General features: G+C 52.3%; 26 protein-coding genes, 1 tRNA gene and 1 other annotated feature. Of the genes, 12 read left to right on the forward strand and 15 right to left on the reverse strand.

Annotation, left to right across the window (positions count from 1 at the left end; translation table 11 throughout):
• Positions 1–45: 45 nt before the first annotated feature.
• Entirely contained in the window at positions 46–1,500 is a 1,455-nt protein-coding gene (gene emmdR, locus OKF39_RS15435; protein WP_120787280.1) for a multidrug efflux MATE transporter EmmdR, read from the reverse strand.
• Between the two features lie 161 nt (positions 1,501–1,661).
• On the opposite strand from emmdR, the gene OKF39_RS15440 reads away from it, so the two are divergent.
• Positions 1,662–1,737 (forward strand) — tRNA-Asn (locus OKF39_RS15440).
• 164 nt (positions 1,738–1,901) lie between these two features.
• Here OKF39_RS15440 and OKF39_RS15445 read toward each other — a convergent pair.
• The 4 genes from OKF39_RS15445 to dacD all read right to left on the reverse strand — a co-directional run bounded on the left by OKF39_RS15445 (position 1,902) and on the right by dacD (position 5,307).
• A complete protein-coding gene (locus OKF39_RS15445; protein WP_028013754.1) occupies positions 1,902–2,237 on the reverse strand; it encodes a DUF496 family protein in 336 nt (111 codons plus the stop codon).
• Between the two features lie 159 nt (positions 2,238–2,396).
• On the reverse strand, positions 2,397–3,455 hold the full coding sequence (locus OKF39_RS15450) for an FUSC family protein (RefSeq protein WP_028013755.1): 1,059 nt from the start codon (positions 3,453–3,455) through the stop codon (positions 2,397–2,399).
• A gap of 92 nt (positions 3,456–3,547) precedes the next feature.
• Positions 3,548–4,021: a DNA gyrase inhibitor SbmC gene (sbmC, locus tag OKF39_RS15455; RefSeq protein WP_028013756.1), complete on the reverse strand. Its 474-nt coding sequence runs from the start codon at positions 4,019–4,021 to the stop codon at positions 3,548–3,550.
• A 119-nt stretch (positions 4,022–4,140) separates the two neighbouring features.
• Entirely contained in the window at positions 4,141–5,307 is a 1,167-nt protein-coding gene (gene dacD / locus OKF39_RS15460; protein ID WP_028013757.1) for a serine-type D-Ala-D-Ala carboxypeptidase DacD, read from the reverse strand.
• 198 nt (positions 5,308–5,505) lie between these two features.
• Between dacD and sbcB the strand changes: the two genes are divergently transcribed.
• A complete protein-coding gene (gene sbcB / locus OKF39_RS15465; RefSeq protein ID WP_407712863.1) occupies positions 5,506–6,942 on the forward strand; it encodes an exodeoxyribonuclease I in 1,437 nt (478 codons plus the stop codon).
• 59 nt (positions 6,943–7,001) lie between these two features.
• On the opposite strand, the gene plaP is transcribed toward sbcB, so the two are convergent.
• The 4 genes from plaP to OKF39_RS15485 all read right to left on the reverse strand — a co-directional run bounded on the left by plaP (position 7,002) and on the right by OKF39_RS15485 (position 10,427).
• Positions 7,002–8,360, reverse strand: a complete 1,359-nt coding sequence (gene plaP / locus OKF39_RS15470) for a putrescine/proton symporter PlaP (protein WP_028013759.1) — start codon at positions 8,358–8,360, stop codon at positions 7,002–7,004.
• Entirely contained in the window at positions 8,350–8,412 is a 63-nt protein-coding gene (gene yoeI / locus OKF39_RS15475) for a membrane protein YoeI (protein ID WP_099458931.1), read from the reverse strand. The genes plaP and yoeI overlap by 11 nt, the downstream gene beginning before the upstream one ends.
• Before the next feature lie 219 nt (positions 8,413–8,631).
• Complete coding sequence (locus tag OKF39_RS15480; RefSeq protein WP_049137393.1) at positions 8,632–9,561, reverse strand: LysR substrate-binding domain-containing protein; 930 nt, start codon at positions 9,559–9,561, stop codon at positions 8,632–8,634.
• A 41-nt stretch (positions 9,562–9,602) separates the two neighbouring features.
• The gene (locus OKF39_RS15485; protein ID WP_028013761.1) at positions 9,603–10,427 is read right to left on the reverse strand and encodes an SDR family oxidoreductase; all 825 of its coding nucleotides are present in this window, start codon (positions 10,425–10,427) and stop codon (positions 9,603–9,605) included.
• A 175-nt stretch (positions 10,428–10,602) separates the two neighbouring features.
• Here OKF39_RS15485 and hisL point away from each other — a divergent pair, with 175 nt between their 5' ends.
• The 9 genes from hisL (at position 10,603) to hisIE (ending at position 17,819) form a co-directional block, all read left to right on the forward strand.
• Entirely contained in the window at positions 10,603–10,653 is a 51-nt protein-coding gene (gene hisL, locus OKF39_RS15490; RefSeq protein WP_001364200.1) for a his operon leader peptide, read from the forward strand.
• Positions 10,629–10,752, forward strand: a sequence feature (His leader region). (Overlaps the previous gene by 25 nt.)
• Positions 10,753–10,797: 45 nt before the next feature.
• The gene (hisG, locus tag OKF39_RS15495; RefSeq protein WP_000886595.1) at positions 10,798–11,697 is read left to right on the forward strand and encodes an ATP phosphoribosyltransferase; all 900 of its coding nucleotides are present in this window, start codon (positions 10,798–10,800) and stop codon (positions 11,695–11,697) included.
• A gap of 5 nt (positions 11,698–11,702) precedes the next feature.
• Entirely contained in the window at positions 11,703–13,007 is a 1,305-nt protein-coding gene (gene hisD, locus OKF39_RS15500; RefSeq protein ID WP_479983117.1) for a histidinol dehydrogenase, read from the forward strand.
• Positions 13,004–14,065, forward strand: coding sequence for a histidinol-phosphate transaminase (hisC, locus tag OKF39_RS15505; RefSeq protein ID WP_028013763.1), 1,062 nt, complete (start codon positions 13,004–13,006; stop codon positions 14,063–14,065). The genes hisD and hisC overlap by 4 nt, the downstream gene beginning before the upstream one ends.
• Positions 14,062–15,129: a bifunctional histidinol-phosphatase/imidazoleglycerol-phosphate dehydratase HisB gene (hisB, locus tag OKF39_RS15510; RefSeq protein ID WP_028013764.1), complete on the forward strand. Its 1,068-nt coding sequence runs from the start codon at positions 14,062–14,064 to the stop codon at positions 15,127–15,129. The genes hisC and hisB overlap by 4 nt, the downstream gene beginning before the upstream one ends.
• Positions 15,129–15,719 carry an imidazole glycerol phosphate synthase subunit HisH gene (gene hisH, locus OKF39_RS15515; protein WP_028013765.1) on the forward strand — a complete coding sequence of 197 codons (591 nt, stop codon included), beginning with the start codon at positions 15,129–15,131 and terminating at the stop codon, positions 15,717–15,719. The genes hisB and hisH overlap by 1 nt, the downstream gene beginning before the upstream one ends.
• Complete coding sequence (gene hisA / locus OKF39_RS15520) at positions 15,719–16,456, forward strand: 1-(5-phosphoribosyl)-5-[(5-phosphoribosylamino)methylideneamino]imidazole-4-carboxamide isomerase (RefSeq protein ID WP_063942195.1); 738 nt, start codon at positions 15,719–15,721, stop codon at positions 16,454–16,456. Before hisH ends, hisA begins: the two co-directional genes overlap by 1 nt.
• Positions 16,438–17,214, forward strand: a complete 777-nt coding sequence (gene hisF / locus OKF39_RS15525; RefSeq protein ID WP_045260395.1) for an imidazole glycerol phosphate synthase subunit HisF — start codon at positions 16,438–16,440, stop codon at positions 17,212–17,214. Before hisA ends, hisF begins: the two co-directional genes overlap by 19 nt.
• Positions 17,208–17,819 carry a bifunctional phosphoribosyl-AMP cyclohydrolase/phosphoribosyl-ATP diphosphatase HisIE gene (hisIE, locus tag OKF39_RS15530; protein WP_479983118.1) on the forward strand — a complete coding sequence of 204 codons (612 nt, stop codon included), beginning with the start codon at positions 17,208–17,210 and terminating at the stop codon, positions 17,817–17,819. The genes hisF and hisIE overlap by 7 nt, the downstream gene beginning before the upstream one ends.
• Positions 17,820–17,860: 41 nt before the next feature.
• Here hisIE and wzzB read toward each other — a convergent pair whose 3' ends face one another.
• Complete coding sequence (gene wzzB, locus OKF39_RS15535) at positions 17,861–18,841, reverse strand: LPS O-antigen chain length determinant protein WzzB (protein ID WP_047367915.1); 981 nt, start codon at positions 18,839–18,841, stop codon at positions 17,861–17,863.
• 191 nt (positions 18,842–19,032) lie between these two features.
• On the opposite strand from wzzB, the gene OKF39_RS15540 reads away from it, so the two are divergent.
• Positions 19,033–20,037 (forward strand): NAD-dependent epimerase, encoded by a 1,005-nt coding sequence (locus OKF39_RS15540; protein WP_047367916.1) that lies wholly within the window; start codon positions 19,033–19,035, stop codon positions 20,035–20,037.
• 51 nt (positions 20,038–20,088) lie between these two features.
• Here OKF39_RS15540 and ugd read toward each other — a convergent pair whose 3' ends face one another.
• From ugd to OKF39_RS15565, 5 genes are all read right to left on the reverse strand, one after another.
• Positions 20,089–21,255 carry a UDP-glucose 6-dehydrogenase gene (ugd, locus tag OKF39_RS15545; protein WP_048961289.1) on the reverse strand — a complete coding sequence of 389 codons (1,167 nt, stop codon included), beginning with the start codon at positions 21,253–21,255 and terminating at the stop codon, positions 20,089–20,091.
• Positions 21,256–21,480: 225 nt separating this feature from the next.
• Positions 21,481–22,887: an NADP-dependent phosphogluconate dehydrogenase gene (gndA, locus tag OKF39_RS15550; RefSeq protein WP_028013772.1), complete on the reverse strand. Its 1,407-nt coding sequence runs from the start codon at positions 22,885–22,887 to the stop codon at positions 21,481–21,483.
• A gap of 148 nt (positions 22,888–23,035) precedes the next feature.
• On the reverse strand, positions 23,036–24,502 hold the full coding sequence (locus OKF39_RS15555) for a glycoside hydrolase family 1 protein (RefSeq protein WP_248214619.1): 1,467 nt from the start codon (positions 24,500–24,502) through the stop codon (positions 23,036–23,038).
• A 57-nt stretch (positions 24,503–24,559) separates the two neighbouring features.
• Complete coding sequence (gene rfbA, locus OKF39_RS15560; protein WP_028013773.1) at positions 24,560–25,432, reverse strand: glucose-1-phosphate thymidylyltransferase RfbA; 873 nt, start codon at positions 25,430–25,432, stop codon at positions 24,560–24,562.
• A gap of 48 nt (positions 25,433–25,480) precedes the next feature.
• Positions 25,481–26,491 carry a WaaS/CpsH family glycosyltransferase gene (locus OKF39_RS15565; protein WP_049137382.1) on the reverse strand — a complete coding sequence of 337 codons (1,011 nt, stop codon included), beginning with the start codon at positions 26,489–26,491 and terminating at the stop codon, positions 25,481–25,483.
• Position 26,492: the final 1 nt, after the last annotated feature.

The raw sequence follows: 26,492 nt of genomic DNA on the forward strand, positions 1-26,492 counted from the left end.
ATATTTCCGATCGTTTGCCGAATTATTCTCCATTTCGCGCAATTGTCAGGCATTTTGTCGCGGATATTTCCACAGCCAGCGCCCGCTGACCATGCGCCAGTAGAACAGCGCCCCGCGTACGGCCCAGTCAAGGAACATCCCCAGCCAGACGCCCACCACGCCCCAGCCCAGCACCACGCCCAGCGTATAGCCCGCCACAACGCGACACCCCCACATGCCAAGCATGGACACCCACATGGCAAAACGGGCATCACGCGCCCCTTTCAGCCCGGCAGGTAACACCCAGGATGCCGCCCAGATGGGCATAAAGGCGGCGTTGAGCCAGATAAGGATCTTCACCACCTCTTTCACGTCATCTTCGTGGGTATAGAACGCGGCCATCAGCCCGGCAAACGGCGCGGTGCCCCAGGCGATCAGCGTCAGCCCAATCGTCGACAGCCAGAACACATGGCGCAGCTGCCGCTCCGCCTGGCCTATCTGCCCTTTCCCGAGACGTTTCCCCGTGATGATGGTTGATGCCGACCCAAGGGCGTTACCCGGCAGGTTAATCAGCGAGGCGATGGAGAAGGCGATAAAGTTACCGGCGATAACGTCGGTGCCCATTCCTGCGACAAACATCTGCGTGAGCAGCTTCCCGCCGTTGAACAACACGGATTCAATGCTCGCGGGAATACCAATCCCCATCACTTCCCAGATAATGGCGAAATTAAAGGGCCGGAAGTAGCTCTTAAGCGTGAGACGCAGCGAGGGGGTAATCCCCGTCATCAGCACCCCGATGATGGCCGCCGCACCGATATAGCGTGATATGGTTAATCCCAGCCCGGCACCGACGAACCCCAGACCATCCCACGAGAACGCGCCGTAGATCAGCACGCTGCTGATGATGATATTCAGGATATTCATCCCACCGTTGATCAGCAGCGGGATTTTGGTGTTACCTGCCCCGCGCAGCGCGCCGCTGCCAATCAACGCGATGGCCGCCGCAGGATAGCTTAAGACGGTCATTTCGAGATAGGTCAGCGCCAGGTCTTTGACCTCGTTCGTGGCTTCCCCGGCGACAAAATCGATAATCTCTTTACCGAAATAGTGGATCACCGCCGCCAGAACAATCGAAAAGAGGGTCATGATCATCAGCGACTGACGTGCAGCCTCGCGCGCGCGTTTGGGATCCAGCTTGCCGAGACTAAAGGCCACCACAACCGTCGTCCCGAGATCGATGGCGGCAAAGAATGACATCACCACCATGTTAAAGCTGTCTGCCAGCCCGACCCCCGCCATCGCCTCTTTCCCCAGCCAGCTCACCAGGAAGGTGCTCAGCACTCCCATCAGCAGAACGCAGGTATTTTCCAGGAAAATAGGCACGGCAAGAGGGGTGATTTCACGCCAGAACAGAACACGATAGCTTTTACGTTTTGCGTACCATGGCGTGCGCACGATCGCCTGGCGCAGAGGGGCAGTGACGTTCAAAATGGACCTTAGCGAGAATAGTTGAAACTCCATTTCAAATGATGGGGGAGAAATGCTAATCCTGCAAAGTATTTTCCTGAAAAAGATGTGTGTATTTACAACAAACTGACGACAGAATCGGCAATCAGTCGATTTTCCCTAAGATCAGGTTTGACAAAAGTTTTTTCGCCGCTAAGATAAGCCTCCACAACGATTCCTCTGTAGTTCAGTCGGTAGAACGGCGGACTGTTAATCCGTATGTCACTGGTTCGAGTCCAGTCAGAGGAGCCAAATTTGAAAAGCCTGCTTTTGAAGCAGGCTTTTTGCTTTTCTGCGTCGGGTAGAATTGTCGGCTGGTGGCTGCGCCTGACCCGACCTACAAATCAGCGGACCGTTGATCGTCAAATAAAAAAGGCTCCCTGTCACCAGAGAGCCTTTTTCACAATTCGCTGCGATTATTCGCTTTTAGCTTCGGCGTTTTTGATTTCGCCCATCACTTTCAGCTTTTTAGAGATGTCGCGACGCTCTTTGGACAGCTCAGCATTTTTGATGATGTAATCATCAACGCGGTCTTCATAGTCGCTCTTCATGCTGGCGATGATGCCCTGAATAGCTTCAACGCTCATGCCCGGCTTGATGTAGTCGCTCAGGTTGTCGAGCAGCAGAACACGTTTCTGGTTGTCACGGATCTTCTTCTCAACGTCCTGGATTTCACGCTGCAGTTTGTTTTTGCGGCGGAACAGGCGGACGAATTCCAGAACATCCTGGAACGAAGGCTTGATAGTTTCCATTTTTTACACCCCTGATAATGTGAGATTCGGATTCGTTAAAGCAACCGTTGTAACAATAACCTTACTGACAGCGGCTGCGAATGACAATGGCTATATCGTTTAAAGGTATCATAACCCCAATTGCTGCTGAATCGAAGCAGCAGGCGTCACATCCGCGTTTTATTTGCGCAGCGCCCGACAAATCAGGTGCGATAGCAGTTCAAGCTGTCGCGCCAGCTCCAGGCTCAGCCAGACATAGCCGTGAATGGGCGTTTCCGCCACGTTATCGCCCTGCCGCTCGTTGATTAACTGCTTCAGTTCCGCCACGATTTCATTGAGACGCTCGCTGTTCGCCAGAACGGGCTGCGGGTTGCCTTCATAGAGCGCATGGGCGATGGTCAGCAGGGTCTGCTGCGTCATCATCTGCGTCTCTTTGAGGGTCTGGGCGTTAAGCATCAACAGATGGCTGGGACGCGTGGCCCAGTGCGCGTTGATTTGCAGTTCAAGCATGCACACCAGATTGCGGCTGACCGTCTGGATAGCTTCGAAAATCGCTTTCTGAATATGGGTCTCTTTACTGGCTGGTACTATCAGGCCGCGCATTTTGACCACGTCGTTGAGGATGGTTTGCAGATGCTTTTCCAGCCGGGGACGTTCAACCAGATTCGGTGAAAACCCCGCCTGGTAGACGCGGTTAAACGCCGTGACGTAGTTAGCCATCTGGATACGCCAGTGCAGAAAAGCCCGCTGCGGCCAGATGCCGGTAAACAGCATGGCGAGCAGCGAGCCCAGAATAACATCCCCGCTTCGCCACATTGCCGTGGTCATATCCCCTGCTGGCGCGCCGACCACGACCGCGAGAGTGATACCAATCAGCAGCGCCTGATAAGGCCGTTTGCCCAGCGCCAGCCAGCCGCACAGGAACATGGCGGCACCGCACCATGCCAGCATCACTGGAAATGAGATGAGCTCAAGCTTCAGGGCAATCAGCCCCAGGGCAGAGCCAAGCACGGTACCACCTATTCGCTCGAAGGCGCGCGGGACAACGTTTCCCCAAAATGAGATTGGCCCCATCACCACCACCAGCGTGATCAGCGGCCACGTTCCTTCCGGTATATCCAGCAACCTGACCAGTACAAAGGTCAACACGAACGCCAGCGCGATGCGACACCCGTGCACCACGCGGTAATGTTTATATAAGCGAATTTCAAAAGGGGTTAATGATTTGTCGGGACGCACACCCGCTCTCCAGCAACACGGCAAATCACAATTGTACTGTGTTTTCAGCCGGGCGGATCGCTCCCGGCTGAAAAACCCTTCATTAAGCAGGCTTAAACCGTTTTGTGCTCTACCGCGATAAACATTTCAATATCCCAGTAGCCGTCCGCGTTGCCATCATTGAGATAGCGCTCAAAGCAGGGCTTAAGCGCCATCTGGTATTTATTATCCTGCAGCAGGGAATTAAAGAACTGATACCACGGGGTTGCAAAGTCGTAGTTTTCCACGCGCGCCGTCGCCACGGCATAATCACCGGCCGCGATTTCCGTCATCATCACCCCTTCGCTGTTTTCCGGGATGACGAAATCATCCGGTACGGTAACGGCCGTATCGCAGCGCAGTTTTTCTGCCGGAACCTCATCGGGGTTATCGTAATAGACCGCCACCCACTCCAGCGGCTCAATGTGACGCCCGTCTACCCACATGACCAGCTGTTCAAAGCCCTGCTTGACCGTTTTTTCCCACGGCCCAACAAGATGAAAACCCGCAATCTTACGTTTCTGTTGCTGCTTGATGCTGTAGTCCATGCTGCCTCCGATTAGCACTGTATATTTATACACTGTAAAGCAGGATTTCTATTATCGGCAAACGAGGAGTGTTTATTATGTGAGCAGACTCGCAACCCTGCCAGTCTGCCCATCAGCGGTTAAAGCGTGTGGTGAAGATAATCGCTCAGGCGTGAGAATACGCCTCCCTTATCAACGGCTTCCAGAGTGACCAGAGGCCAGTGCGCCACGACCTTGTCGCGGTCATAGAGCTGGATCTCCCCGACCCGCTGATGCGCGGCAATCGGTGCTTCCAGCTCTTTTTTATCCAGCACGTATTTGGCTTTGATGTTCGGTACTTCCGCTTTCGGCAGGGCCAGCCAGAAGTCCTGGTCGGTGCCCAGTTTCACCTGTTCTTTATCGCCGTACCAGATACGCTCTGTTCCGACTTTTTTACCGTTATGCAGGATCTGCACCGTATCGAAGTTCTGTTGTCCCCAGTGCAGTAGCTTACGCGCCTGGTCCTCGCGCCCTTTCGGGCTGTCCGCGCCCATCACCACCGCAATCAAACGACGCTGACCGTCCACCGCGGAGGCAATAAGGTTAAAGCCTGCTCCTGAGGTATGCCCCGTTTTCAGGCCGTCCACGTTCATGGTTTTATCCCACAGCAGGCCGTTACGGTTTTGCTGGGTGATGCCGTTCCAGGTGAGACTCTTTTCGCTGTACATATGATAAAACTCTGGCTCACCGTGAATGATGGCCCGGGAGAGCACGGCCAGGTCATAGGCCGAGCTGTGCTGGCCCGGCGCGTCCAGACCGTGGACGGTTTCAAAGTGCGTATCACGCAGGTTCAGCTTCTGCACGTAGTCGTTCATCATCTTCACAAACTGCGGCTGCCCGCCCGCCACGTGATCGGCCAGCGCCACGCAGGCATCGTTGCCGGAATCGACAATCAGACCGCGGCTTAAGTCACGCACGGTGACGCGATCGCCCTCTTTCAGAAACATCAGCGACGAACCGTCAAAAACCGGGTTGCCCTTTGCCCACGCGTCACGCCCTACGGTGACAATGTCATCCGGCGAAATGCGATGGCTGTCAATGGCCCGATCCACCACATAGCCCGTCATCAGCTTGGTGAGGCTCGCCGGGTTACGTTGCTGATGTTCGTTGCCCGCCGTTAAAATTTGACCAGTCGTGTAATCCATCAGCACCCAGGAGCCAGCCTGAATGGCCGGAGGCTGCGGCGAAAAGTCCAGTGGTTCGGCCGCAAAAGCAGATGAGACACTCGATGCGAGTAAAGAAACAGCAATAAACAGACGGCGTTTCAACGGTATATCCTCAGGTCATTAAAAATCGATGACCTTTTTACGGGACTTCTGATGTCGTTACCTGGCTTAATTGCAAAAAAATGTGACAGAACGCAGGTTTTTCTCTGAAGCTGGCGCGCAAATTTGCGCCGCGGCGGCGCTTTTTATTCGGTCTGACCCGCACGATCGTTTACCATAGTGACGTCATTTTTTAACAGGATGGTATTACTGGTGTCTGACTCTGCCGCACGCCCGACTTTTTTATTCCACGACTACGAAACCTTTGGCACGCATCCGGCGCTGGACCGGCCGGCGCAGTTTGCCGCCATCCGCACAGATGACGAATTCAACATCATCGGCGAGCCTGAGGTCTTTTACTGCAAGCCAGCGGATGATTACCTGCCGCAGCCCGGCGCGGTGATGGTCACCGGGATCACACCGCAGGAAGCGCGGGAAAAAGGCGTTAACGAAGCAGAGTTCGCCCGCCGCATCCACGATCTGTTTACCGTGCCTAATACCTGCGTGGTCGGTTACAACAACATCCGCTTCGATGATGAAGTGACGCGCAACATCTTCTATCGCAACTTCTACGATCCGTACGCCTGGAGCTGGCAGAACCGCAATTCACGCTGGGATCTGCTCGACATCATGCGCGCCTGTTATGCCCTGCGCCCTGAAGGCATTAACTGGCCGGAAAATGAGGAAGGGCTGACCAGCTTCCGGCTGGAACACCTGACGCGCGCCAACGGCATCGAGCACAGCAATGCCCACGATGCGATGGCAGACGTTTATGCCACCATTGCCATGGCGAAGCTGGTGAAAACCGCACAGCCCCGGCTGTTTGAATATCTGCTGAGCCACCGAAGCAAGCAGAAGCTCATGACCCTTATCGACGTACCGCAGATGAAGCCCCTGGTGCATATCTCCGGCATGTTTGGCGCCTGGCGCGGCAATACCAGCTGGGTTGCGCCGCTGGCGTGGCACCCGGATAACCGTAATGCGGTTATCATGGTGGACCTGGCGGGCGATGTTTCGCCGCTGCTGGAGCTTGACAGCGATACCCTGCGCGAACGGCTTTACACCCCGAAAAATGAACTCGGGGATCTGCCTGCGGTGCCGGTTAAACTGGTGCATATCAATAAATGTCCGGTGCTGGCGCAGGCGAACACGCTGCGTCCGGAAGATGCCGACAGGCTGGGCATTAACCGTCAGCACTGCCTGGATAACCTGAAAGTGCTTCGCGATAACCCGCAGGTGCGCGAGAAAGTGGTCGCCATCTTTGCCGAGGCGGAGCCGTTCGTGCCGTCCGAAAACGTGGATGCCCAGCTCTACAACGGCTTCTTCAGCGATGCCGACCGCGCAGCCATGAATATTGTTCTGCAAACCGAGCCGCGTAACTTACCTGCGTTGGACATCACTTTCGCCGATAAGCGCATCGAAAAGCTGATGTTTAACTACCGGGCGCGCAATTATCCCGGCACGCTGGATGAAGCAGAACAGGCGCGCTGGCTGCAGCACCGTCGAAACGTGTTTACGCCAGAGTATCTGCAGCATTACGCGCAGGAGCTTGAGTCGTTATACAACCAGTATGAAGGCAACGCAGAAAAACAGATCCTGTTAAAAGCCCTGTTCCAGTACGCGCAAGAGATAGTCTGAAGTGAGATATAAAAAAACCGGAGACAAGGGTCTCCGGTTTTTTTTTGAGACGTTAAGACTTAAGCAACGTCTTCGTACTGAGGAACCGGGTTACGGAAGCTCTTCGTAACGCAGGCCAGGTACACCAGACCGATACCTGCCCAAATCAGGCCAAGCACCATCGAGCTCTCTTCCAGGTTAACCCACAGCGCGCCCACGGTCAGGGCACCGCACATCGGCAGGAACAGATACTGGAAGTGATCTTTCAGCGTCTTGTTACGCTTTTCACGGATCCAGAACTGAGAGATAACCGACAGGTTAACAAAGGTGAACGCCACCAGCGCACCGAAGTTAATCAGCGCCGTTGCCATCACCAGGTCAAAGTTAATCGCCAGAAGCGCGATCGCACCGACAAGGATAATGTTCATCGCCGGGGTACGCCAGGTTGGATGCACGTAGCCGAAGAAGCTTTTCGGGAATACGCCATCACGACCCATTACGTACATCAGACGCGCAACGCCTGCATGCGCGGCCATACCGGACGCCAGTACGGTGATGGTGGAGAAGATCAGCGCGCCGACCTGGAACGCTTTACCCGCCACATAGAGCATGATTTCCGGCTGAGACGCATCCGGATCCTTGAAGCGCGAGATATCCGGGAAGTACAGCTGCAGGAAATAGGTCGAGAAAATAAAGATCAGACCGCCAATCAGCGCCGTCAGGAAGATGGCACGCGGGATCACGCGCTCTGCATCCTTCGTTTCCTCAGACAGGTTGCTAATCCCGTCGAAACCGGTAAAGGAGAAGCACAGAATCGTCGCCCCGGTAATCATCGGGATCACATGCGCATCACCAGACCAGAACGGTTTGCTGCTCGCCAGGGTGCCCGCGCCTTCGCCGTGGAATACGCCATAGATCACCATGCCAAGAATCACGGCAATCAGGACAACCTGAAGCACAACGATAACGGAGTTAAAGTTGGCAACGGACTTGATGCTGCGCAGGTTAAAGGCCGTCATAAAGGCTACCAGCGCCACGACGAAGATCCACGAGGGAATCGATGGCACCAGCGCTTCAAAATAGATTTTTGCCAGCAGAATGTTGATCATCGGCGCGAACAGGTAGTCGAGCAGCGAAGACCAGCCCACCATAAAGCCAACCGTCGGGCTGATGGATTTCTGGGCATAGGTGTAGGCGGAACCTGCAGACGGATAGCGACGCACCAGTTTACCGTAGCTCAGCGCGGTAAAGAGGATTGCAATCAGCGCAAAGCCGTAAGCCGTCGGCACATGACCGTCAGTGAGGCCCGATACGATACCGAATGTATCGAACAGCGTCATCGGTTGCATATAGGCAAGGCCCATCATAACAACCGGAATCAACGTAAGCGTTTTACGTAATTCCACGCGAGAGGTGTTTGGAGTTGCGTTATGCGACATAGTTATTCTCCTTTACGGTGATAACCGCCACGTAAGCGAAAAATTGCCCCATTTCTTTCTTCCTCAGCGACAACAACTGTCGGATTTTAGTAAATATCTATCCGGTACGAAGCCCGGCCTCTTGGTTTTTAGTTTCGTTTCGTACATGCAAAAAAAAATAACCGACGCCTTTTATATCGTCGATTATTCATTTGGTTGCAGCGGCGGCATTTTGCCCCACATCGGATACAAAAGGCAATACTTTGCAACGCACCGGGTCATTTTCTTTTTTCTAACTGGCTGATTTCTCGGCGCTCCCCTGAGAGTAAACTGCAGCGATAGCACTATTTGCTAAAATTTCGTCCCGCCACCAGGCGCTGGCCAGCCCGGCGGTTTGTTCATTCCAGCCGACCCACACCGATTCGTTACTGCTTTGCGCAAGCACCTGTTTTTCAACAAGCGCACCGCTATCAATAAAGCGCTGCGCCAGATAGCGCGGCAAATAGCCGCAGCCCAGACCGCTAATTTGCAGCTCCAGCTTGGTTTTAAAGTCAAAAACGGTAATGGCCTCCTGCTCATCCAGCAGCTGCGAGGAAACCGCACATTCGGGGCGCGAGCTGTCCCCGACTACTATTGCGCGGTACCCCTTAATAACGCGGCGGTTAAGAGGATCAGGCTCCTGAGCCAGCGGATGATGGGGCGCCACGGCAAATACCTGCTCCAGCACGCCCAGGCGGGCAAAACCAAAGTCACTCAACTGGGGAGGCTCGTGCAGGGCACCGACAAAGATGTCCGCCCTGCCCTGGGTTAAAGCCTCCCAGGAGCCGCCCAGCACCCCGTTGATGAAGATCAGCCGGGTGACGCTGTGATGCTGGTAAAACGCTTCAATGAGCGGCGTCAGCAGAGAAAACGGAAAGGTATCATCCACGCCAATCACCAGCTCATTCTCCCATCCCTGATGGAGCTTGACGGCCTGCTTTTCCAGCTCGCGAACGGTATGAAGAACGTCACGACCTTTTTCCAGCAGCATCTGCCCGGTGCGGGTAAACCGCGCGCGGTGCCCGGAGCGATCGAGGATCTGTATGTTAAGATCGCTTTCCAGTTTTTGAACGGTGTAGCTCAGGGCCGAAGGGGTTTTGTAAAGCTTTGCCGAGGCAGCCGCAAAGCTCCCCTCTTTTTCCAGTGCATCCAGAATAATAAGAACATCCAGCAGCGGTTTCATGCTCGCCCCCTTCTGGTGTGCGATTGTCTCCGCTGCGGGGTTTATTCCATGGGCATCACCAGCGGATCGGGATACTGATACTCAAACCCCAGCTCATGGCAAATGCGATTGCCATCAACAATTTTGCCTTTACTTTCGTTCTTTGCCTCACCAAAAACCGGCGGAGCCAACCCAAGCTGGCGTGCCATGAGCGGGTAAAACGTGCTGCGCGCCGGATGAGACGGTGCACATATATTATAGATGTGTCCGCCTTTTGGAGCCTGTAAGAGTAGCTCAATCGCGCCAATAACATCTTCAAGATGCACAAGATTCACGCCATGTTGACCGTCTGGTGCCGTCTTACCGGCAAAGAAGCGCCCCGGATGACGCCCCGGGCCAACCAGCCCCGCCAGACGAACGATATCGACCTGCGTGCCGGGAAGGTTATGCAGCCAGTCTTCCAGCTCTTTCAGGACCTGACCGCTCGCGGTTACGGGACGGCGCTCGGAACTCTCTTTCACCACGCCCTCAGCATCGCCATAAACCGACGTCGAGCTGGTAAAAATTATGCGCGGGACGTGATGCGCCAGCGCGCTGTCGACAATCTCCTGCATCGCCTGCAGGTAGAATGATTCGCCCGGGCCACTGCGCCGTGCGGGTAGCGTAATCACCAGCGCATCTACGTTCATCAGCGTGTCCAGATCGTCCGCATCACACACCAGCTCCGGCTCCAGACGCAGTTCAACGCCATCAATACCGCACATGCGTGCCGCTTCGACCCCATCCCGGGTGGTCTTGCTCCCGGTCACCTGCCAGCCTTTCGCGGCTAATGACATCGCCAGCGGCATTCCCAGCCATCCTAAACCGACAATCGCGACCTTTTTCATGCGAATTCTCCTGACTCTCACTCGTCTTTCATAAGGCTACGCCAGCCCGGCAGAACACACAATTCATAGCATCAATATGAAATGAATTAATGATCAAAAAAAGCCCTTGCAATATGTCGTACAACTGGTTTAGGTTAAAAGACATCAAATGAATAAGCATTCATCGAGAATTTATATGACACGCGTTCAATTTAAACACCACCATCATCACCATCATCCTGACTAGTCTTTCAGGCGATGTGTGCTGGAAGACGTTTGGATCTTCCAGTGGTGCATGAACGCATGAAAAAGCCCCCGGAAGATCTTCTTCCGGGGGCTTTTTTTTGGACCAAATTCAGACAGGTTAAAACAGGTTAACGAGGAATAAAGAATGTTAGATAACTCACGTTTACGCATAGCTATTCAAAAATCAGGCCGTTTGAGTGACGATTCACGCGAACTGCTGGCCCGCTGCGGGATCAAAATCAACCTGCACACCCAGCGCCTGATTGCTCTGGCTGAAAACATGCCGATCGACATTCTGCGCGTGCGTGATGACGATATTCCCGGCCTTGTGATGGACGGCGTCGTTGACCTCGGCATCATCGGTGAAAACGTGCTGGAAGAAGAGCTGCTGACCCGCCGCGCGCAGGGTGAAGACCCGCGTTACTTCACCCTGCGTCGTCTGGACTTCGGCGGCTGCCGCCTGTCGCTGGCAACGCCGGTTGATGAAGCGTGGGACGGCCCGGCCGCGCTGAACGGCAAACGTATCGCCACCTCTTACCCTCACCTGTTGAAGCGTTATCTCGACCAGAAAGGCGTGCAGTTTAAATCCTGCCTGCTTAACGGCTCCGTTGAAGTGGCACCGCGTGCGGGTCTGGCGGACGCCATCTGTGACCTCGTCTCCACTGGTGCCACCCTGGAAGCGAACGGGCTACGCGAAGTGGAAGTCATCTACCGCTCTAAAGCGTGCCTGATTCAGCGCGACGGCGAGATGGCCGACGCCAAACAGCAGCTGATCGACAAGCTGCTGACCCGTATTCAGGGCGTGATTCAGGCGCGTGAGTCCAAATACATCATGATGCACGCCCCAACCGAGCGTCTTGATGAAGTGATTGCCCTGCTGCCGGGCGCTGAGCGCCCAACCATCCTGCCGCTGGCGGGCGATCAGCAGCGCGTGGCGATGCACATGGTGAGCAGCGAAACCCTGTTCTGGGAAACCATGGAAAAACTGAAGGCGCTGGGCGCAAGCTCCATCCTGGTGCTGCCAATTGAGAAGATGATGGAGTAATGGCCATGAGCTTTAACACAATCATCGACTGGAATACCTGTAGCGACGAGCAACAGCGCGAGCTGCTGATGCGCCCGGCAATTTCCGCCTCTGAGAGCATCTCACGCACCGTGGCGGAGATCCTGGATAACGTTAAAGCCCGCGGCGATGACGCGCTGCGTGAATACAGTACAAAGTTTGATAAGACGGAAGTCGGCGCATTGCAGGTTACGGAGCAGGAAATCATTGATGCCAGTAATCGTCTGGGTGACGACATCAAGCAGGCGATGGCCGTCGCGGTGAAAAACATTGATACCTTCCACACCGCGCAGAAGCTGCAGACCGTGGATGTCGAAACCCTGCCCGGCGTGCGTTGCCAGCAGGTGACGCGCCCGGTTGCGTCAGTGGGGCTTTATATCCCTGGTGGTTCAGCGCCGCTGTTTTCGACCGTATTAATGCTCGCCACGCCGGCGCGTATCGCCGGATGCCAGAAAGTAGTGCTGTGCTCTCCGCCACCGATCGCCGATGAGATCCTCTACGCGGCAAAACTCTGCGGCGTGCAGGCGGTTTATAAAGTGGGCGGCGCGCAGGCGATTTCCGCCCTGGCGTTCGGGACAGAGTCCATTCCTAAAGTCGACAAAATATTTGGCCCGGGCAATGCGTATGTGACCGAAGCCAAGCGCCAGGTCAGCCAGCGTCTCGACGGCGCGGCCATCGATATGCCTGCCGGTCCGTCTGAAGTGCTGGTCATTGCCGACAGCGGCGCAACGCCGGACTTCGTGGCCTCCGACCTGCTTTCACAGGCGGAACACGGCCCGGACTCGCAGGTCATCCTGCTGACGCCGGATGCCGATATGGCGAAACGCGTGGGCGAAGCCGTTGAACGCCAGCTTGCCGACCTGCCCCGCGCCGACACGGCACGTCAGGCGTTAGCGGCCAGCCGCCTGATTGTGGCGCGCGATCTCGAGCAGTGCATTGCCATCTCCAACCAGTACGGCCCGGAGCACCTGATTATTCAGACCCGCAACGCGCGCGATCTGGTCGACAGCATCACCAGCGCGGGCTCGGTGTTCCTCGGCGACTGGTCACCGGAGTCCGCAGGGGATTACGCCTCCGGCACCAACCACGTGCTGCCAACGTATGGCTACACCTCTACCTGTTCCAGCCTCGGCCTGGCGGATTTCCAGAAACGCATGACCGTGCAGGAGCTGTCCCGCGAGGGGTTTGCTTCACTGGCTTCTACTATTGAAACCCTGGCCGCCGCCGAGCGTCTGACCGCCCACAAAAACGCCGTGACGCTGCGCGTTGCCGCCCTGAAGGAGCAAGCATGAACATTGAAGAATTAGCCCGCGAAAATGTCCGCCGCCTGACGCCTTACCAGTCTGCGCGTCGTCTGGGCGGAAACGGGGACGTCTGGCTGAACGCCAACGAATTCCCGACTGCGGTGCAGTTTGAGCTGTCGCAGCAAACGCTGAACCGCTATCCGGAGTGTCAGCCAAAAGCGGTGATTGAAAACTACGCCCAGTACGCGGGTGTGAAGCCGGAGCAGGTACTGGTCAGCCGCGGCGCGGATGAGGGCATTGAGCTGCTGATCCGCGCGTTCTGCGAGCCGGGCAAAGACGCGGTGATGTACTGCCAGCCCACGTACGGAATGTACAGCGTCAGCGCCGAAACCTTCGGCGTGGCGTGCCGCAACGTCCAGGCGCTGGAGAACTGGCAGCTCGATTTACAGGGCATTGCCGACAATCTCGACGGCGTGAAGGTCGTCTTCGTCTGCAGCCCAAATAACCCAACCGGGCAGATTATTAACCCGCAGGATATCCGCACCCTGTTGGAGATGACCCGTGGTAAAGCGCTGGTAGTGGCCGACGAAGCCTACATCGAGTTCTGCCCGCAGGCGACACTGACGGGCTGGCTGGAAGAGTATCCGCATCTCGTTGTGCTGCGCACGTTGTCAAAAGCCTTCGCCCTCGCGGGCCTGCGCTGCGGGTTTACGCTGGCGAATAAAGAGGTCATCGACCTGCTGCTGAAAGTGATCGCCCCGTACCCGCTCTCAACGCCGGTTGCCGATATTGCGGCACAGGCGCTGACGCCTCAGGGTATCAACGCGATGCGCGAACGCGTGGCGCAGATCCTGGAGGAACGTCAGTACCTTGTCACCGCGCTGAAAGACATCCCTTGCGTCGAGCAGGTGTTCGACTCGGAAACCAACTACATCCTGGCGCGCTTCACCGCCTCCAGTGCCGTATTTAAATCTTTATGGGATCAGGGCATTATCTTACGAGACCAGAATAAACAACCTTCCCTGAGTGGCTGTTTACGTATCACCGTAGGCACCCGCGCAGAGAGCCAGCGCGTCATTGACGCCCTGAAAGCGGAGAAAGTATGACCCAGAAGATCCTTTTCATCGATCGTGATGGCACCCTTATTTCGGAGCCACCAGCCGATTTCCAGGTCGATCGTTTCGACAAGCTGGCTTTTGAACCGGACGTCATCCCGGTGCTGCTTAAGCTTCAGAAAGCGGGCTATAAGCTGGTAATGATCACCAACCAGGACGGTCTGGGTACGGACAGTTTCCCGCAGGCGGACTTTGACGGCCCGCATAACCTGATGATGCAGGTGCTGACCTCTCAGGGCGTGGTATTTGATGAAGTGCTGATTTGCCCGCACATGCCAGCCGACGAGTGCGACTGCCGTAAGCCAAAGGTGAAGCTGGTTGAGCGCTATCTGGCCGAAGATATGCTGGATAAAACCAACAGCTACGTCATCGGCGATCGCATCACCGATATTACGCTGGCGGAAAACATGGGCATCGCGGGGCTGCGCTACGATCGTAACGACCTTAACTGGGCAAAGATTGGCGAGCAACTGACAAAACGCGACCGCTATTCTCACGTTGAGCGTAACACCAAAGAGACGCAGATTGATGTAAAGGTATGGCTGGACCGTGAAGGCGGCAGCAAGATCCACACCGGCGTCGGTTTCTTTGACCACATGCTGGACCAGATTGCCACCCACGGCGGTTTCCGCATGGAGATCGCGGTAAAAGGCGACCTTTATATTGACGATCACCACACCGTGGAAGATACCGGCCTGGCGCTGGGTGAAGCCCTGAAGCTGGCGCTCGGCGACAAGCGCGGCATCAACCGTTTCGGCTTCGTCCTGCCGATGGACGAGTGCCTGGCGCGCTGCGCCATGGACATCTCGGGTCGTCCGCATCTGGAATACAAAGCTGATTTCACCTACCAGCGCGTCGGCGATCTCAGCACCGAAATGGTGGAGCACTTCTTCCGTTCCCTGTCCTACACCATGGGACTGACGCTGCACCTGAAAACCAAAGGCAAAAACGATCACCACCGCGTGGAGAGCCTGTTTAAAGCCTTTGGCCGTACGCTTCGCCAGGCGATCCGCGTGGAAGGCGATGCCCTGCCCTCGTCGAAAGGAGTGCTGTAATGAACGTGGTGATTCTGGATACCGGATGCGCCAACCTCAACTCCGTGAAATCGGCCATCGCGCGCCACGGCTATGAGCCGGTGGTGAGCCGCGATCCGGACATTGTATTGCGCGCTGACAAGCTTTTCCTGCCGGGCGTTGGCACCGCACAGGCGGCGATGGACCAGATTCGCGAACGCGATCTGGTCGATTTGATCAAAGCCTGTACCCAGCCGGTGCTGGGGATTTGCCTGGGCATGCAGCTTCTTGGCCGCCGCAGCGAAGAGAGTAACGGCGTTGACCTGCTGGGCATTATCGACGAAGACGTACCGAAAATGACCGACCACGGCCTGCCTCTTCCGCATATGGGCTGGAACCGCGTTTACGCCAAAGCGGGTGACCGGCTGTTTCGCGGCATCGAAGACGGCGCGTACTTTTACTTCGTGCACAGTTACGCTATGCCGGTGAACGTCAATACCATCGCCCAGTGCACTTACGGCGAGGCGTTTACCGCGGCGGTGCAGAAAGACAATTTCTTCGGCGTGCAGTTTCACCCGGAACGCTCTGGCGCCGCGGGCGCGCAGCTGCTGAAAAACTTCCTGGAGATGTGATGATTATTCCCGCTTTAGATTTAATCGACGGCACGGTTGTCCGTCTTCATCAGGGCGATTACGGTCAACAGCGCGACTACGGAAAGGACCCGCTGCCGCGCCTGCAGGATTATGCCGCCCAGGGTGCACAGGTGCTGCATCTGGTGGATTTAACGGGCGCGAAAGATCCGGCGAAGCGCCAGATCCCGCTGCTGAAAAAACTGGTTGCTGGTGTTGACGTGCCCGTGCAGGTAGGCGGCGGCGTACGCACCGAAGACGACGTGGCGGCTCTGCTGGATGCGGGCGTGGCGCGCGTGGTGGTCGGTTCAACCGCCGTGAAAGATCCTGAGACGGTGAAAGGCTGGTTCCGCCGCTTTGGCGCCGACGCCCTGGTACTGGCGCTGGACGTGCGCATTGACGAGCAGGGTAATAAGCAGGTGGCGGTCAGCGGCTGGCAGGAAAATTCCGGCGTAACGCTGGAAGCGCTGGTCGAGACGTATCTCCCTGTGGGCCTGAAGCACGTGCTGTGCACGGACATCTCGCGCGACGGCACGCTGGCGGGTTCCAACGTTTCTTTATATGAAGAAGTTTGCGCCCGTTATCCGCAGGTGGCATTCCAGTCATCTGGCGGCATCGGTGACTTAGCCGATATCGCCGCGCTGCGCGGAACGGGGGTACAGGGCGTGATTGTGGGCCGGGCCCTGCTGGAAGGTAAATTTACGGTGACGGAGGCGATTCAATGCTGGCAAAACGGATAATTCCTTGTCTTGACGTGCGCGATGGTCAGGTTGTGAAAGGCGTGCAGTTCCGCAACCACGAGATCATTGGCGATATCGTCCCGCTGGCAAAACGCTATGCCGATGAAGGCGCTGACGAACTGGTCTTCTATGATATCACCGCCTCCAGCGATGGCCGCGTGGTCGATAAAAGCTGGGTTGCGCGCGTGGCGGAAGTGATTGATATTCCGTTCTGCGTGGCGGGCGGGATTAAGTCTGCTGATGACGCCGCCAAAATTCTCTCTTTTGGCGCCGATAAGATTTCCATCAACTCCCCTGCTCTGGCCGAGCCGGAACTGATTACCCGCCTGGCCGATCGCTTTGGTGTGCAGTGCATAGTGGTAGGGATCGATACCTGGTTCGACGCCGCGACCGGCAAATATCACGTTAACCAATATACCGGCGATGAAAGCCGGACGCGGGTGACGCAGTGGGAAACGCTCGACTGGGTGCAGGAAGTGCAGAAGCGCGGCGCAGGTGAGATTGTGCTGAACATGATGAACCAGGACGGCGTGCGTAACGGTTACGATCTCGAGCAGCTGAAGAAAGTTCGCGCGGTCTGCCACGTTCCGCTGATTGCCTCCGGCGGCGCGGGCACCATGGAACACTTCCTGGAAGCCTTCCGCGATGCGAACGTGGACGGCGCGCTGGCCGCGTCCGTGTTCCACAAACAGATTATCAATATTGGCGAGTTAAAAACGTACCTGGCCGACCAGGGCGTGGAGATCAGGGTATGTTAACAGAGCAACAACAGGCGCAGCTGGACTGGGAAAAAACTGACGGATTATTGCCGGTGGTTGTACAGCATGCCGTCTCAGGCGAAGTTCTGATGCTGGGGTATATGAACCAGGACGCGCTGACAAAAACGATCGACAGCGGCAAAGTGACGTTTTTCTCGCGCACGAAGCAGCGCCTGTGGACCAAAGGGGAAACCTCGGGGCACTTCCTGAACGTGGTCAGCATGACGCCAGACTGCGATAACGACACCCTGCTGGTGCTGGTGAACCCAATCGGCCCAACCTGCCATAAAGGCACCAGCAGCTGCTTCGGCGAGGCGAGTCACCAGTGGCTGTTCCTGTATCAGCTTGAGCAACTCCTGGCGGAGCGTAAATCCGCGGATCCTGAGAGCTCCTATACCGCGAAGCTCTATGCCAGCGGGACTAAGCGTATTGCGCAGAAGGTGGGTGAAGAAGGCGTTGAGACGGCGCTGGCCGCGACGGTACATGACCGGGAAGAGTTGACGAATGAAGCGTCGGATTTGATGTATCACCTGCTGGTGCTGCTGCAGGATCAGGAGCTGGATTTGACGACGGTGATTGAGAATCTTCGAAAGCGTCATAAATAAAAAAACCGGGGAATTTCCCCGGTTTTTTTTTAATCTGCAAATCAGGCTTTTGGCTTATAGTTGCGTAATGCGTTACGCGCCAGTACCACTACAGAACCCATCATCAAGCCCAGCAGCACGGCAAGAGTCAGAATGATTGGTTTTTTGGGGCTGTCACGATGTACAGGCAGATTTGGTTTCATAACGTAACGGTAGACGTGGATAGTATCCGGGTTTACGTTCAGATTTTGAATATCCAGCAAGTTTTGTCTGGTCTGATAGTAAGCAGCAGAAAAGACCAGCGGGCGTGACGCTTCATTGTCAATCATCGATTTCAGACCGTCGCTTCCCAGCAGAAACATCGTTTCCTGAGTCACATCCTGGGTTTGCTGAATGCGCGGCGAGGTAATTTTCGCCGCCTCAGCATTTTTCAGCGCCTCAGCAATCTGTTTGATTCGCAGCTCTTTCTGCTCTTGAGCGACCTTTTCCTGGCTTACCAGAGAATCGTTCAGGGATTTAATCTGTTCCTTGATATTGTCCTTGAGGTCAAGGGCAAGTTCTTTTGCCGTCTGTTCATCTACTTGCTGAATGTACTGCGCTAACTGCTTTTGAGCCGCTTCAGCAGAAGTGCTGATATAGGAGACGGTTAATGGCAACGTTTCCCCTTTAACAGCAGGCTCAATGGTCAGTTTTTCTGGCACGTCCTGATTGTCCAGCGCCTGCGATAACGCTGAGAAAGAAGAGTTAAAACGTCCAATAGCGCGCGTTTGAATGTCCAGCATCGAAGGGGCAGCGCTGCCGTAGAGGATGTTCAATGCATTTGAATAAGTCGCTATCTGGGCCGCATCTGGTTGTGCAATAATCGCCCGTGAGGTCCACTTTTCCTTTGCGACTGATAGATATCCTATCGCCATGGCAATAAAAACAAAAACAAAAATTGCTATCGTCCACTTCCCACGCCACAGCTGTAGCATTAATGCAAGTAAATCAATGTGCTCAGGGTCATTGCTTCGGCTGACCGGACTATTGTTGTTTTGCGTCATACAATCCCTAACAGATAAAAAGGGGGAAAATTATTATGTTTGCATAGTGTATATATTGCTGAGGATTTTTCTATAAGAATCCGATGAGTTATATCGGAAAGATGCGTTATGTAACTCGCCCCCTTCGCGCTATCATAGTCACTATGTGATGCGTTATCGCATCTGTAAGCGTTAGGTATTTGAGGAAAGATATGAAATTTCTGGTAACGGGTGCAGCGGGTTTTATCGGTTCGAATGTCAGCAAACGCCTCATTGAGGGCGGTCATGAGGTTGTCGGTATTGATAACCTGAACGACTATTACGATGTTAATTTAAAGCTGGCACGTCTGGAACGGCTACAATCTGAGCGATTCACCTTCCACAAGATGGAATTAGCTGACCGGGAAGGTATGGCTGCGCTTTTCGCTGACGAGAAGTTCGATCGCGTTATTCACCTGGCCGCACAGGCAGGCGTACGCTACTCCCTGGAAAACCCGCATGCGTACGCCGATGCCAACCTTATTGGCCACCTCAACGTGCTGGAAGGCTGCCGCCATAACCACGTTCAGCATTTGCTGTATGCCTCATCCAGCTCCGTATATGGCCTCAACCGTAAGATGCCCTTCTCCACTGCCGATTCCGTAGATCACCCGGTTTCACTCTATGCCGCGACCAAAAAAGCCAATGAGCTGATGTCGCACACCTATTCGCATCTCTACAACCTGCCGACCACCGGATTGCGCTTCTTTACCGTATACGGTCCGTGGGGACGCCCGGACATGGCGCTGTTTAAGTTTACTAAGGCGATGATTGAAGGCAAAAGCATCGATGTCTATAACTACGGCAAGATGAAGCGCGATTTCACCTACATCGATGATATCGCTGAAGCAATTATCCGCCTGCAGGATGTTATTCCCCATCCTGACGCAAACTGGACCGTCGAGACTGGCTCACCGGCAACCAGTTCAGCACCTTACCGCGTTTACAACATCGGTAACAGTTCGCCGGTAGAACTGATGGACTACATCACCGCGCTGGAAGAGGCGCTAGGTAAGAAAGCCGAGAAAAATATGTTGCCACTCCAGCCGGGCGACGTCCTGGAAACCAGCGCCGACACGAAAGCGCTCTATGACGTGATCGGTTTCAAACCGCAAACCTCGGTTAAAGACGGCGTGAAGAACTTCGTTGACTGGTACCGCGAGTTTTACAAGGTCTGAAAATAAAAAACCCGGCAAATCAGCCGGGTTTTTTATTTTAACGTAAGAGAATTAGTCGCTACCGAACAGATCGCGGGTATAGACTTTGTCAGCGACGTCAGCCAGCTCTTCGGCCATACGGTTCGAGATGATGACATCCGCTTCCTTCTTAAAAGCATCCAGATCGCGGATCACGCGGGAATTGAAGAACTGATCTTCCTGCATGGCCGGTTCATAAATAATAACCTCAACGCCTTTCGCCTTGATGCGCTTCATGATCCCCTGAATGGAAGAGGCGCGGAAGTTATCGGAACCGCTCTTCATGATCAGACGATACACGCCGACCACTTTCGGCTGGCGCGCAAGAATAGAATCGGAGATGAAATCTTTACGCGTACGGTTAGCGTCAACAATCGCAGAAATGAGATTATTCGGTACAGCCTGGTAGTTTGCCAGCAGCTGCTTGGTATCTTTTGGCAGGCAATAACCGCCGTAGCCAAATGACGGGTTGTTGTAGTGGTTACCAATACGCGGGTCGAGGCAAACCCCTTCAATAATCTGGCGGGTGTTAAGCCCAAGACTTTCTGCATAGCTGTCGAGCTCATTGAAGTACGCGACTCGCATTGCCAGATAGGTGTTTGCGAAAAGCTTAATCGCCTCCGCTTCGGTGGAGTCTGTGAACAGCACCGGAATATCTTTCTTCACTGCGCCTTCCTGAAGCAGCGCAGCGAAACGTTCAGCGCGATCAGAGCGTTCGCCAATAACGATACGGGAAGGATGCAGGTTATCATAAAGCGCTCTCCCCTCACGCAGGAACTCAGGCGAGAAGAAAATATTATCGATACCAAACTTTTCTTTGATGGATTTGGTAAAGCCGACAGGAATGGTTGATTTAATAACCATCACCGCATCAGGATTGACCGCAATAACATCTTTGATAACCGCTTCTACGGTTGAGGTGTTGAAGTAATTGGTTTTTGGATCGTAGTCAGTAGGCGTCGCAATGATGACGTAATCCGCATCGCGGTATGCATCTTCTTTATCTGTCGTGGCGCGGAAATTCAGCGGTTTGTTGCTGAGATAGTCCTGGATTTCTTTGTCGACAATCGGCGATTTCTTCTGATTGAGCATATCCACTTTGGCCTGCACGATATCCAGCGCAACCACTTCATGGTTCTGAGCAATCAGAATGCCGTTAGAAAGACCGACATACCCTGTTCCGGAAATTGTTATTTTCATTCGCTAATGACTTCTTTTAGTTAACTGTATTGATGGCCAGCAGACCATCGCGATAAACATAACTGTTGGGCTTTGTACCTCCTGGCAAACAGCACTGTCAAGGCAAACCAGGAGTAATCACAACGAGGGGGATGAGATTCAGACTACTTCGAATAATGCGCGGCATTTTTTGCATAAAAAAACCCGGAGACAGGCTCCGGGTTTGATGAAAGCGAGTAAGTTAACTTATTCCATCCATTCGGTGTGGAACACGCCTTCTTTATCCGTGCGCTTGTAAGTATGCGCGCCGAAATAGTCACGCTGTGCCTGAATCAGGTTGGCAGGCAGAACGGCAGCGCGGTAGCTATCGTAATACGCCACCGCAGCGGAGAAGGTTGGAACCGGGATACCGTTCTGTACAGCGTAGGCAACCACGTCACGCAGCGCCTGCTGGTACTCGTCTGCAATCTTCTTAAAGTACGGTGCCAGCAGAAGGTTAGCGATACCTGCGTTTTCAGCATAGGCATCGGTGATTTTCTGCAGGAACTGCGCACGAATGATGCAACCCGCGCGGAAGATCTTCGCGATCTCGCCGTAGTTCAGGTCCCAGTTATTCTCGTCAGACGCCGCACGCAGCTGTGAGAAGCCCTGCGCGTAGGAGACGATTTTACCCAGGTACAGGGCGCGACGAACTTTCTCGACGAACTCAGCTTTGTCACCGGCTGGTTTAGCCTGTGGGCCTGACAGCACTTTAGAAGCAGCAACGCGCTGCTCTTTCAGAGAAGAGATATAACGCGCAAAGACGGATTCGGTGATCAGAGACAGCGGCTCACCCAGATCCAGAGAGCTCTGGCTGGTCCATTTACCGGTACCTTTGTTCGCTGCTTCATCCAGGATCACATCAACCAGGTATTTACCCTCTTCATCTTTTTTCGTGAAGATATCTTTGGTGATGTCGATCAGGTAGCTGTTCAACTCGCCTTTGTTCCACTCGGTAAAGGTTTCAGCCAGCTCTTCATTAGAGAGATTCAGGCCGCCTTTCAGCAGGGAGTATGCTTCTGCGATCAGCTGCATATCGCCGTATTCGATGCCGTTGTGCACCATTTTTACATAGTGACCCGCACCGTCCGGACCGATATAAGTCACACACGGCTCGCCATCTTCCGCAACAGCAGCGATTTTAGTCAGAATAGGCGCAACCAGTTCGTACGCTTCTTTCTGGCCACCAGGCATGATAGATGGGCCTTTCAGCGCACCCTCTTCACCACCGGAAACACCGGTACCGATGAAGTTGAAGCCTTCAGCGGACAATTCACGGTTACGACGAATGGTGTCCTGGAAGAAGGTGTTACCGCCATCAATGATGATGTCGCCTTTTTCGAGGTAAGGCTTCAGGGAGTCGATAGCTGCATCGGTACCTGCGCCCGCTTTCACCATTAGCAGGATTCGACGAGGCGTTTCCAGAGACTCAACGAACTCTTTCACCGTATAGAAAGGAACCAGCTTCTTGCCTGGGTTCTCGGCAATCACTTCTTCAGTCTTATCACGGGAGCGGTTGAAAACGGAGACGGTATAACCACGGCTTTCGATGTTGAGCGCCAGGTTGCGCCCCATCACTGCCATACCGACAACGCCGATCTGTTGCTTGGACATTACATACTCCTGTCAGGTGTGGTCCCACCAGGTACTTCCCGGTGGATATATTATCGAATAATCTTAACTCAGAAATCGAGAGCAGAGGTAGGTAATTATGGTCATTAATACACTTTAGCCATAACAAAAGCATGGCTTTATCAAGTGGTCATTTTTGCGTCGTTGAAATACATTGCTTTTTATATTCTTTAATAGTTTTCTGGTAAATATAATAGCTTAACTTAGGTATACGTTTCAAATTCTTATCATCGAAATCGACACCAATTATTCCAAACCTATTTTTGTAACCCCATAACCATTCGAAATTATCGAGCAAGCTCCAAAATAGATAGCCCTGAATATCCAATCCTTCCTTTTTGGCATTCATAACGGCAGTAACATGTCTCTTGAGATAGTCTGCTCTCAACTTATCAGAAATGACCCCTTCCTTAAGTTTTTCATCAGCTAAACCAAAACCTGCACCATTCTCAGTAATAATGAAGGTAGGATGAGCATATTCGGCATCAATCTTTTTCATCATTGTAACCAACGCCTCAGGAGAAACAGGTCCGTTGACGGATGGTTTTTTATCTGGGTTAGGGACATTACCTATTTCAAACGGTTCAGATTTATCATGCCTAACCAATGTTGGACCATAATAATTTACGCCGATGAAATCAGGTTTTCCTTGGGTAATCAATTGCATATCTTGAGATGTGGGCTTAAATTTAGGATATGCTGATTGATACATTTTCAATACTGAATCTGGATATTTTCCCTTATATAGAGCATCGAGAATCCAGTTGTTGTGGAGATCGTTACATAACTGCTCAGTAGTACTATTTGGATGTCCATTATCGATGCAAGGAGATAAGTTTAACGCAATGCCAATACGTCCGTCATATTTAGCCTTATGGTAATTACGTACCACCATCGCATTTGCAATCAAAAGGTTGTGTAATGCTACCGCTTGTTTTCCACGAGACGCTACGGACAAAACGTCACGGTATCCGTCTGGTTTTTTTTCAATGAGATTTGCTGCAAGGGGTTCAAGAGTAAAAACATAGCCTTCTGGCTCATTAAAGGTAATAAAATTATGACTTTTATTACCAAAATTCTCAAAAATTACTTGTGCAAATTTTTCGAACCACACTGGTGATTCAGGGTTAGACCAACTACCTTTTTTATAAAGCGCTAATGGCATGTCCCAGTGGTAAAGTGTAATCACCGGCTCAATATTAGCTTCTTTTAAGTCAGCAATAAGTTGGTTGTAATATTCTAATCCCTTTTTATTTACCGTTACACCGTCAGGCATGACCCTGGACCAGGATATGGAGAAGCGGTACGAATTGACACCTAATTCTTTCATGAGTTGTATATCTTTTAGATAGACATCCCGAGAAATTTGATTGGCTGCAACATCTCCATTTTCAACGGTACCAATAGTATATTTTGTTACTTCATTATGAGTAAAATAATCCCAATTTGAAGGACCTTTTCCACTCTCATTCCAGCCACCTTCAACCTGGTAAGATGAGGATGCCGTGCCCCAGAGAAAATCACATTGCTGTTTTTCACCAGAGAATGCAGGAGGTAAAAGAAGCGCAGAGGTAAGGAAAAAATATTTTGCTTTCATTTTATAATCAAAACCTGATAGCTAATAAGGGTATGATATTGTAAATTTTATGAATCGCTATTTGCTATTTTTTATTAAATTGAGCAAATACTGGCCGTAATTGGTCTTGCTCATTTCATTCCCGTAGGTCAGGACCTCACTCTCAGTGAGCCAACCGTTACGGTAAGCAATTTCCTCCAGGCAGGCGATTTTGAACCCTTGTCGCTTCTCAATAGTATGAATAAATTGTGATGCTTCGATTAAACTGTCATGGGTACCGGTATCGAGCCATGCAAAGCCTCGTCCCAGTAATTCTACCTGAAGATTTCCCTGTTCGAGATACATCTCATTCAGCGTAGTAATTTCAAGTTCACCGCGTGCTGATGGTTTAACGCGTTTTGCCATATCAACCACGTTTGCATCATAAAAATATAGGCCAGTAACAGCCCAGTTGGATTTAGGTGCAGCTGGTTTTTCTTCTATACTTAATGCCTTGAAGTTTTCATCAAACTCTACAACACCAAAACGCTCTGGATCCATTACCTGGTAGCCAAAAACAGTAGCCCCGGCATTACCTGAAACAACCGATTCAAGTTTCCTACCAAAACTCTGCCCGAAGAAAATATTATCACCTAATACTAAGGCACATTTATCACCAGAGATAAACTCTTCACCAATAATGAATGCTTGCGCAAGGCCATCAGGAGACGGCTGAATTTCATAGGACAAATTAATTCCGAAACGACTACCATCTCCTAACAAACGTTTAAAAGAAGGCAGATCTTCAGGTGTTGTGATTAAGAGAATATCACGGATACCCGCAAGCATAAGCACCGACATTGGATAATAAACCATAGGTTTATCATAAATGGGTAAAAGTTGTTTAGAGACTCCACGTGTAATTGGGTGTAAACGTGTTCCTGAACCGCCAGCAAGAATAATACCCTTCATTCTACTACCTCAATACTCTTAAGCTAAATTAGAATTAATATCTTTCAATTAAACAACATCTTTTCTGATATCAGTTGAGCACAATGTTTTTACCCATGAGTCTACGCTATAACGCGAAATTGCATCCGTATGCTTTTCATCATACGGGATATCAAAAAAAGCAGAGTCTATATAAATATTTTTGCGGTCTATAAAATAAAAATTTTCAGATGCATAAAAGTCGTAGTCCTTAACTCTGCTATTAGTAGTTATGAACTTCCTCTTTAGAGGTAAGCATTCTATTGTTCTCATCGTCAAACCTGTCTGCCGGGGATGCTGGATGTCAAGCACAGCATCAGCACCAGAGAAGAATGACGCAATCTGTTTTTTATTTCTAGAGCGAAGTGTAAAACTAAAGAGTCTGTATTTAATGACATCTTTTATATTGGTAAGAATAAAACCAGCCAATACAACAATAGAAGGAAAATAAAGCACAAACCTTAAATCATATTCATTTTTATATTTCTCATAAATTTCCCCTAATAGCTTGTATCTGTCACTATGTACGGTACCGAGGAATGCAATACTTGGCTTAACGTTCTTTGCTGTTTTTCTTGTCGCTGTGCTTACAAAATCAGGGGAATAAAACAATGGCAAATGATCCATAAAATCATATTCTCGAGCATCATTGTCATCAAAGGTAAACACTCGGTCAAATAAGTTTAGATACTCCTGAATATGAGGGTAATTTTTAATAGAATCCCACGCGTAGTAAATGAATTGAGCACTCTTATATTTATTTTTGAATTTAAGTAGATTTTTTCTATCGAGAGACTCACCTTTAAGCACTATAACATAGTCGTAATCATCTCTTGTTTGAAGCAATATCCTCTCAAAATACGCGTCTGAAATGCGTTTAAGGAAATTATTATCTTTCCAGAGCCTAAGTAAAATTTTAAAAAAGACGTTATTAAATGGCTTTTCATCGAAATAATCAACGGTGGCACCGGCTCGCCTTAATCCATCAGATATTTCGGTCTCATAATTAAAAAAGCGAGGACATAAAAACAGCACTTTCATT

The sequence above is a fragment of the Enterobacter cloacae complex sp. HYC042_NIDB genome, from assembly GCF_056673315.1.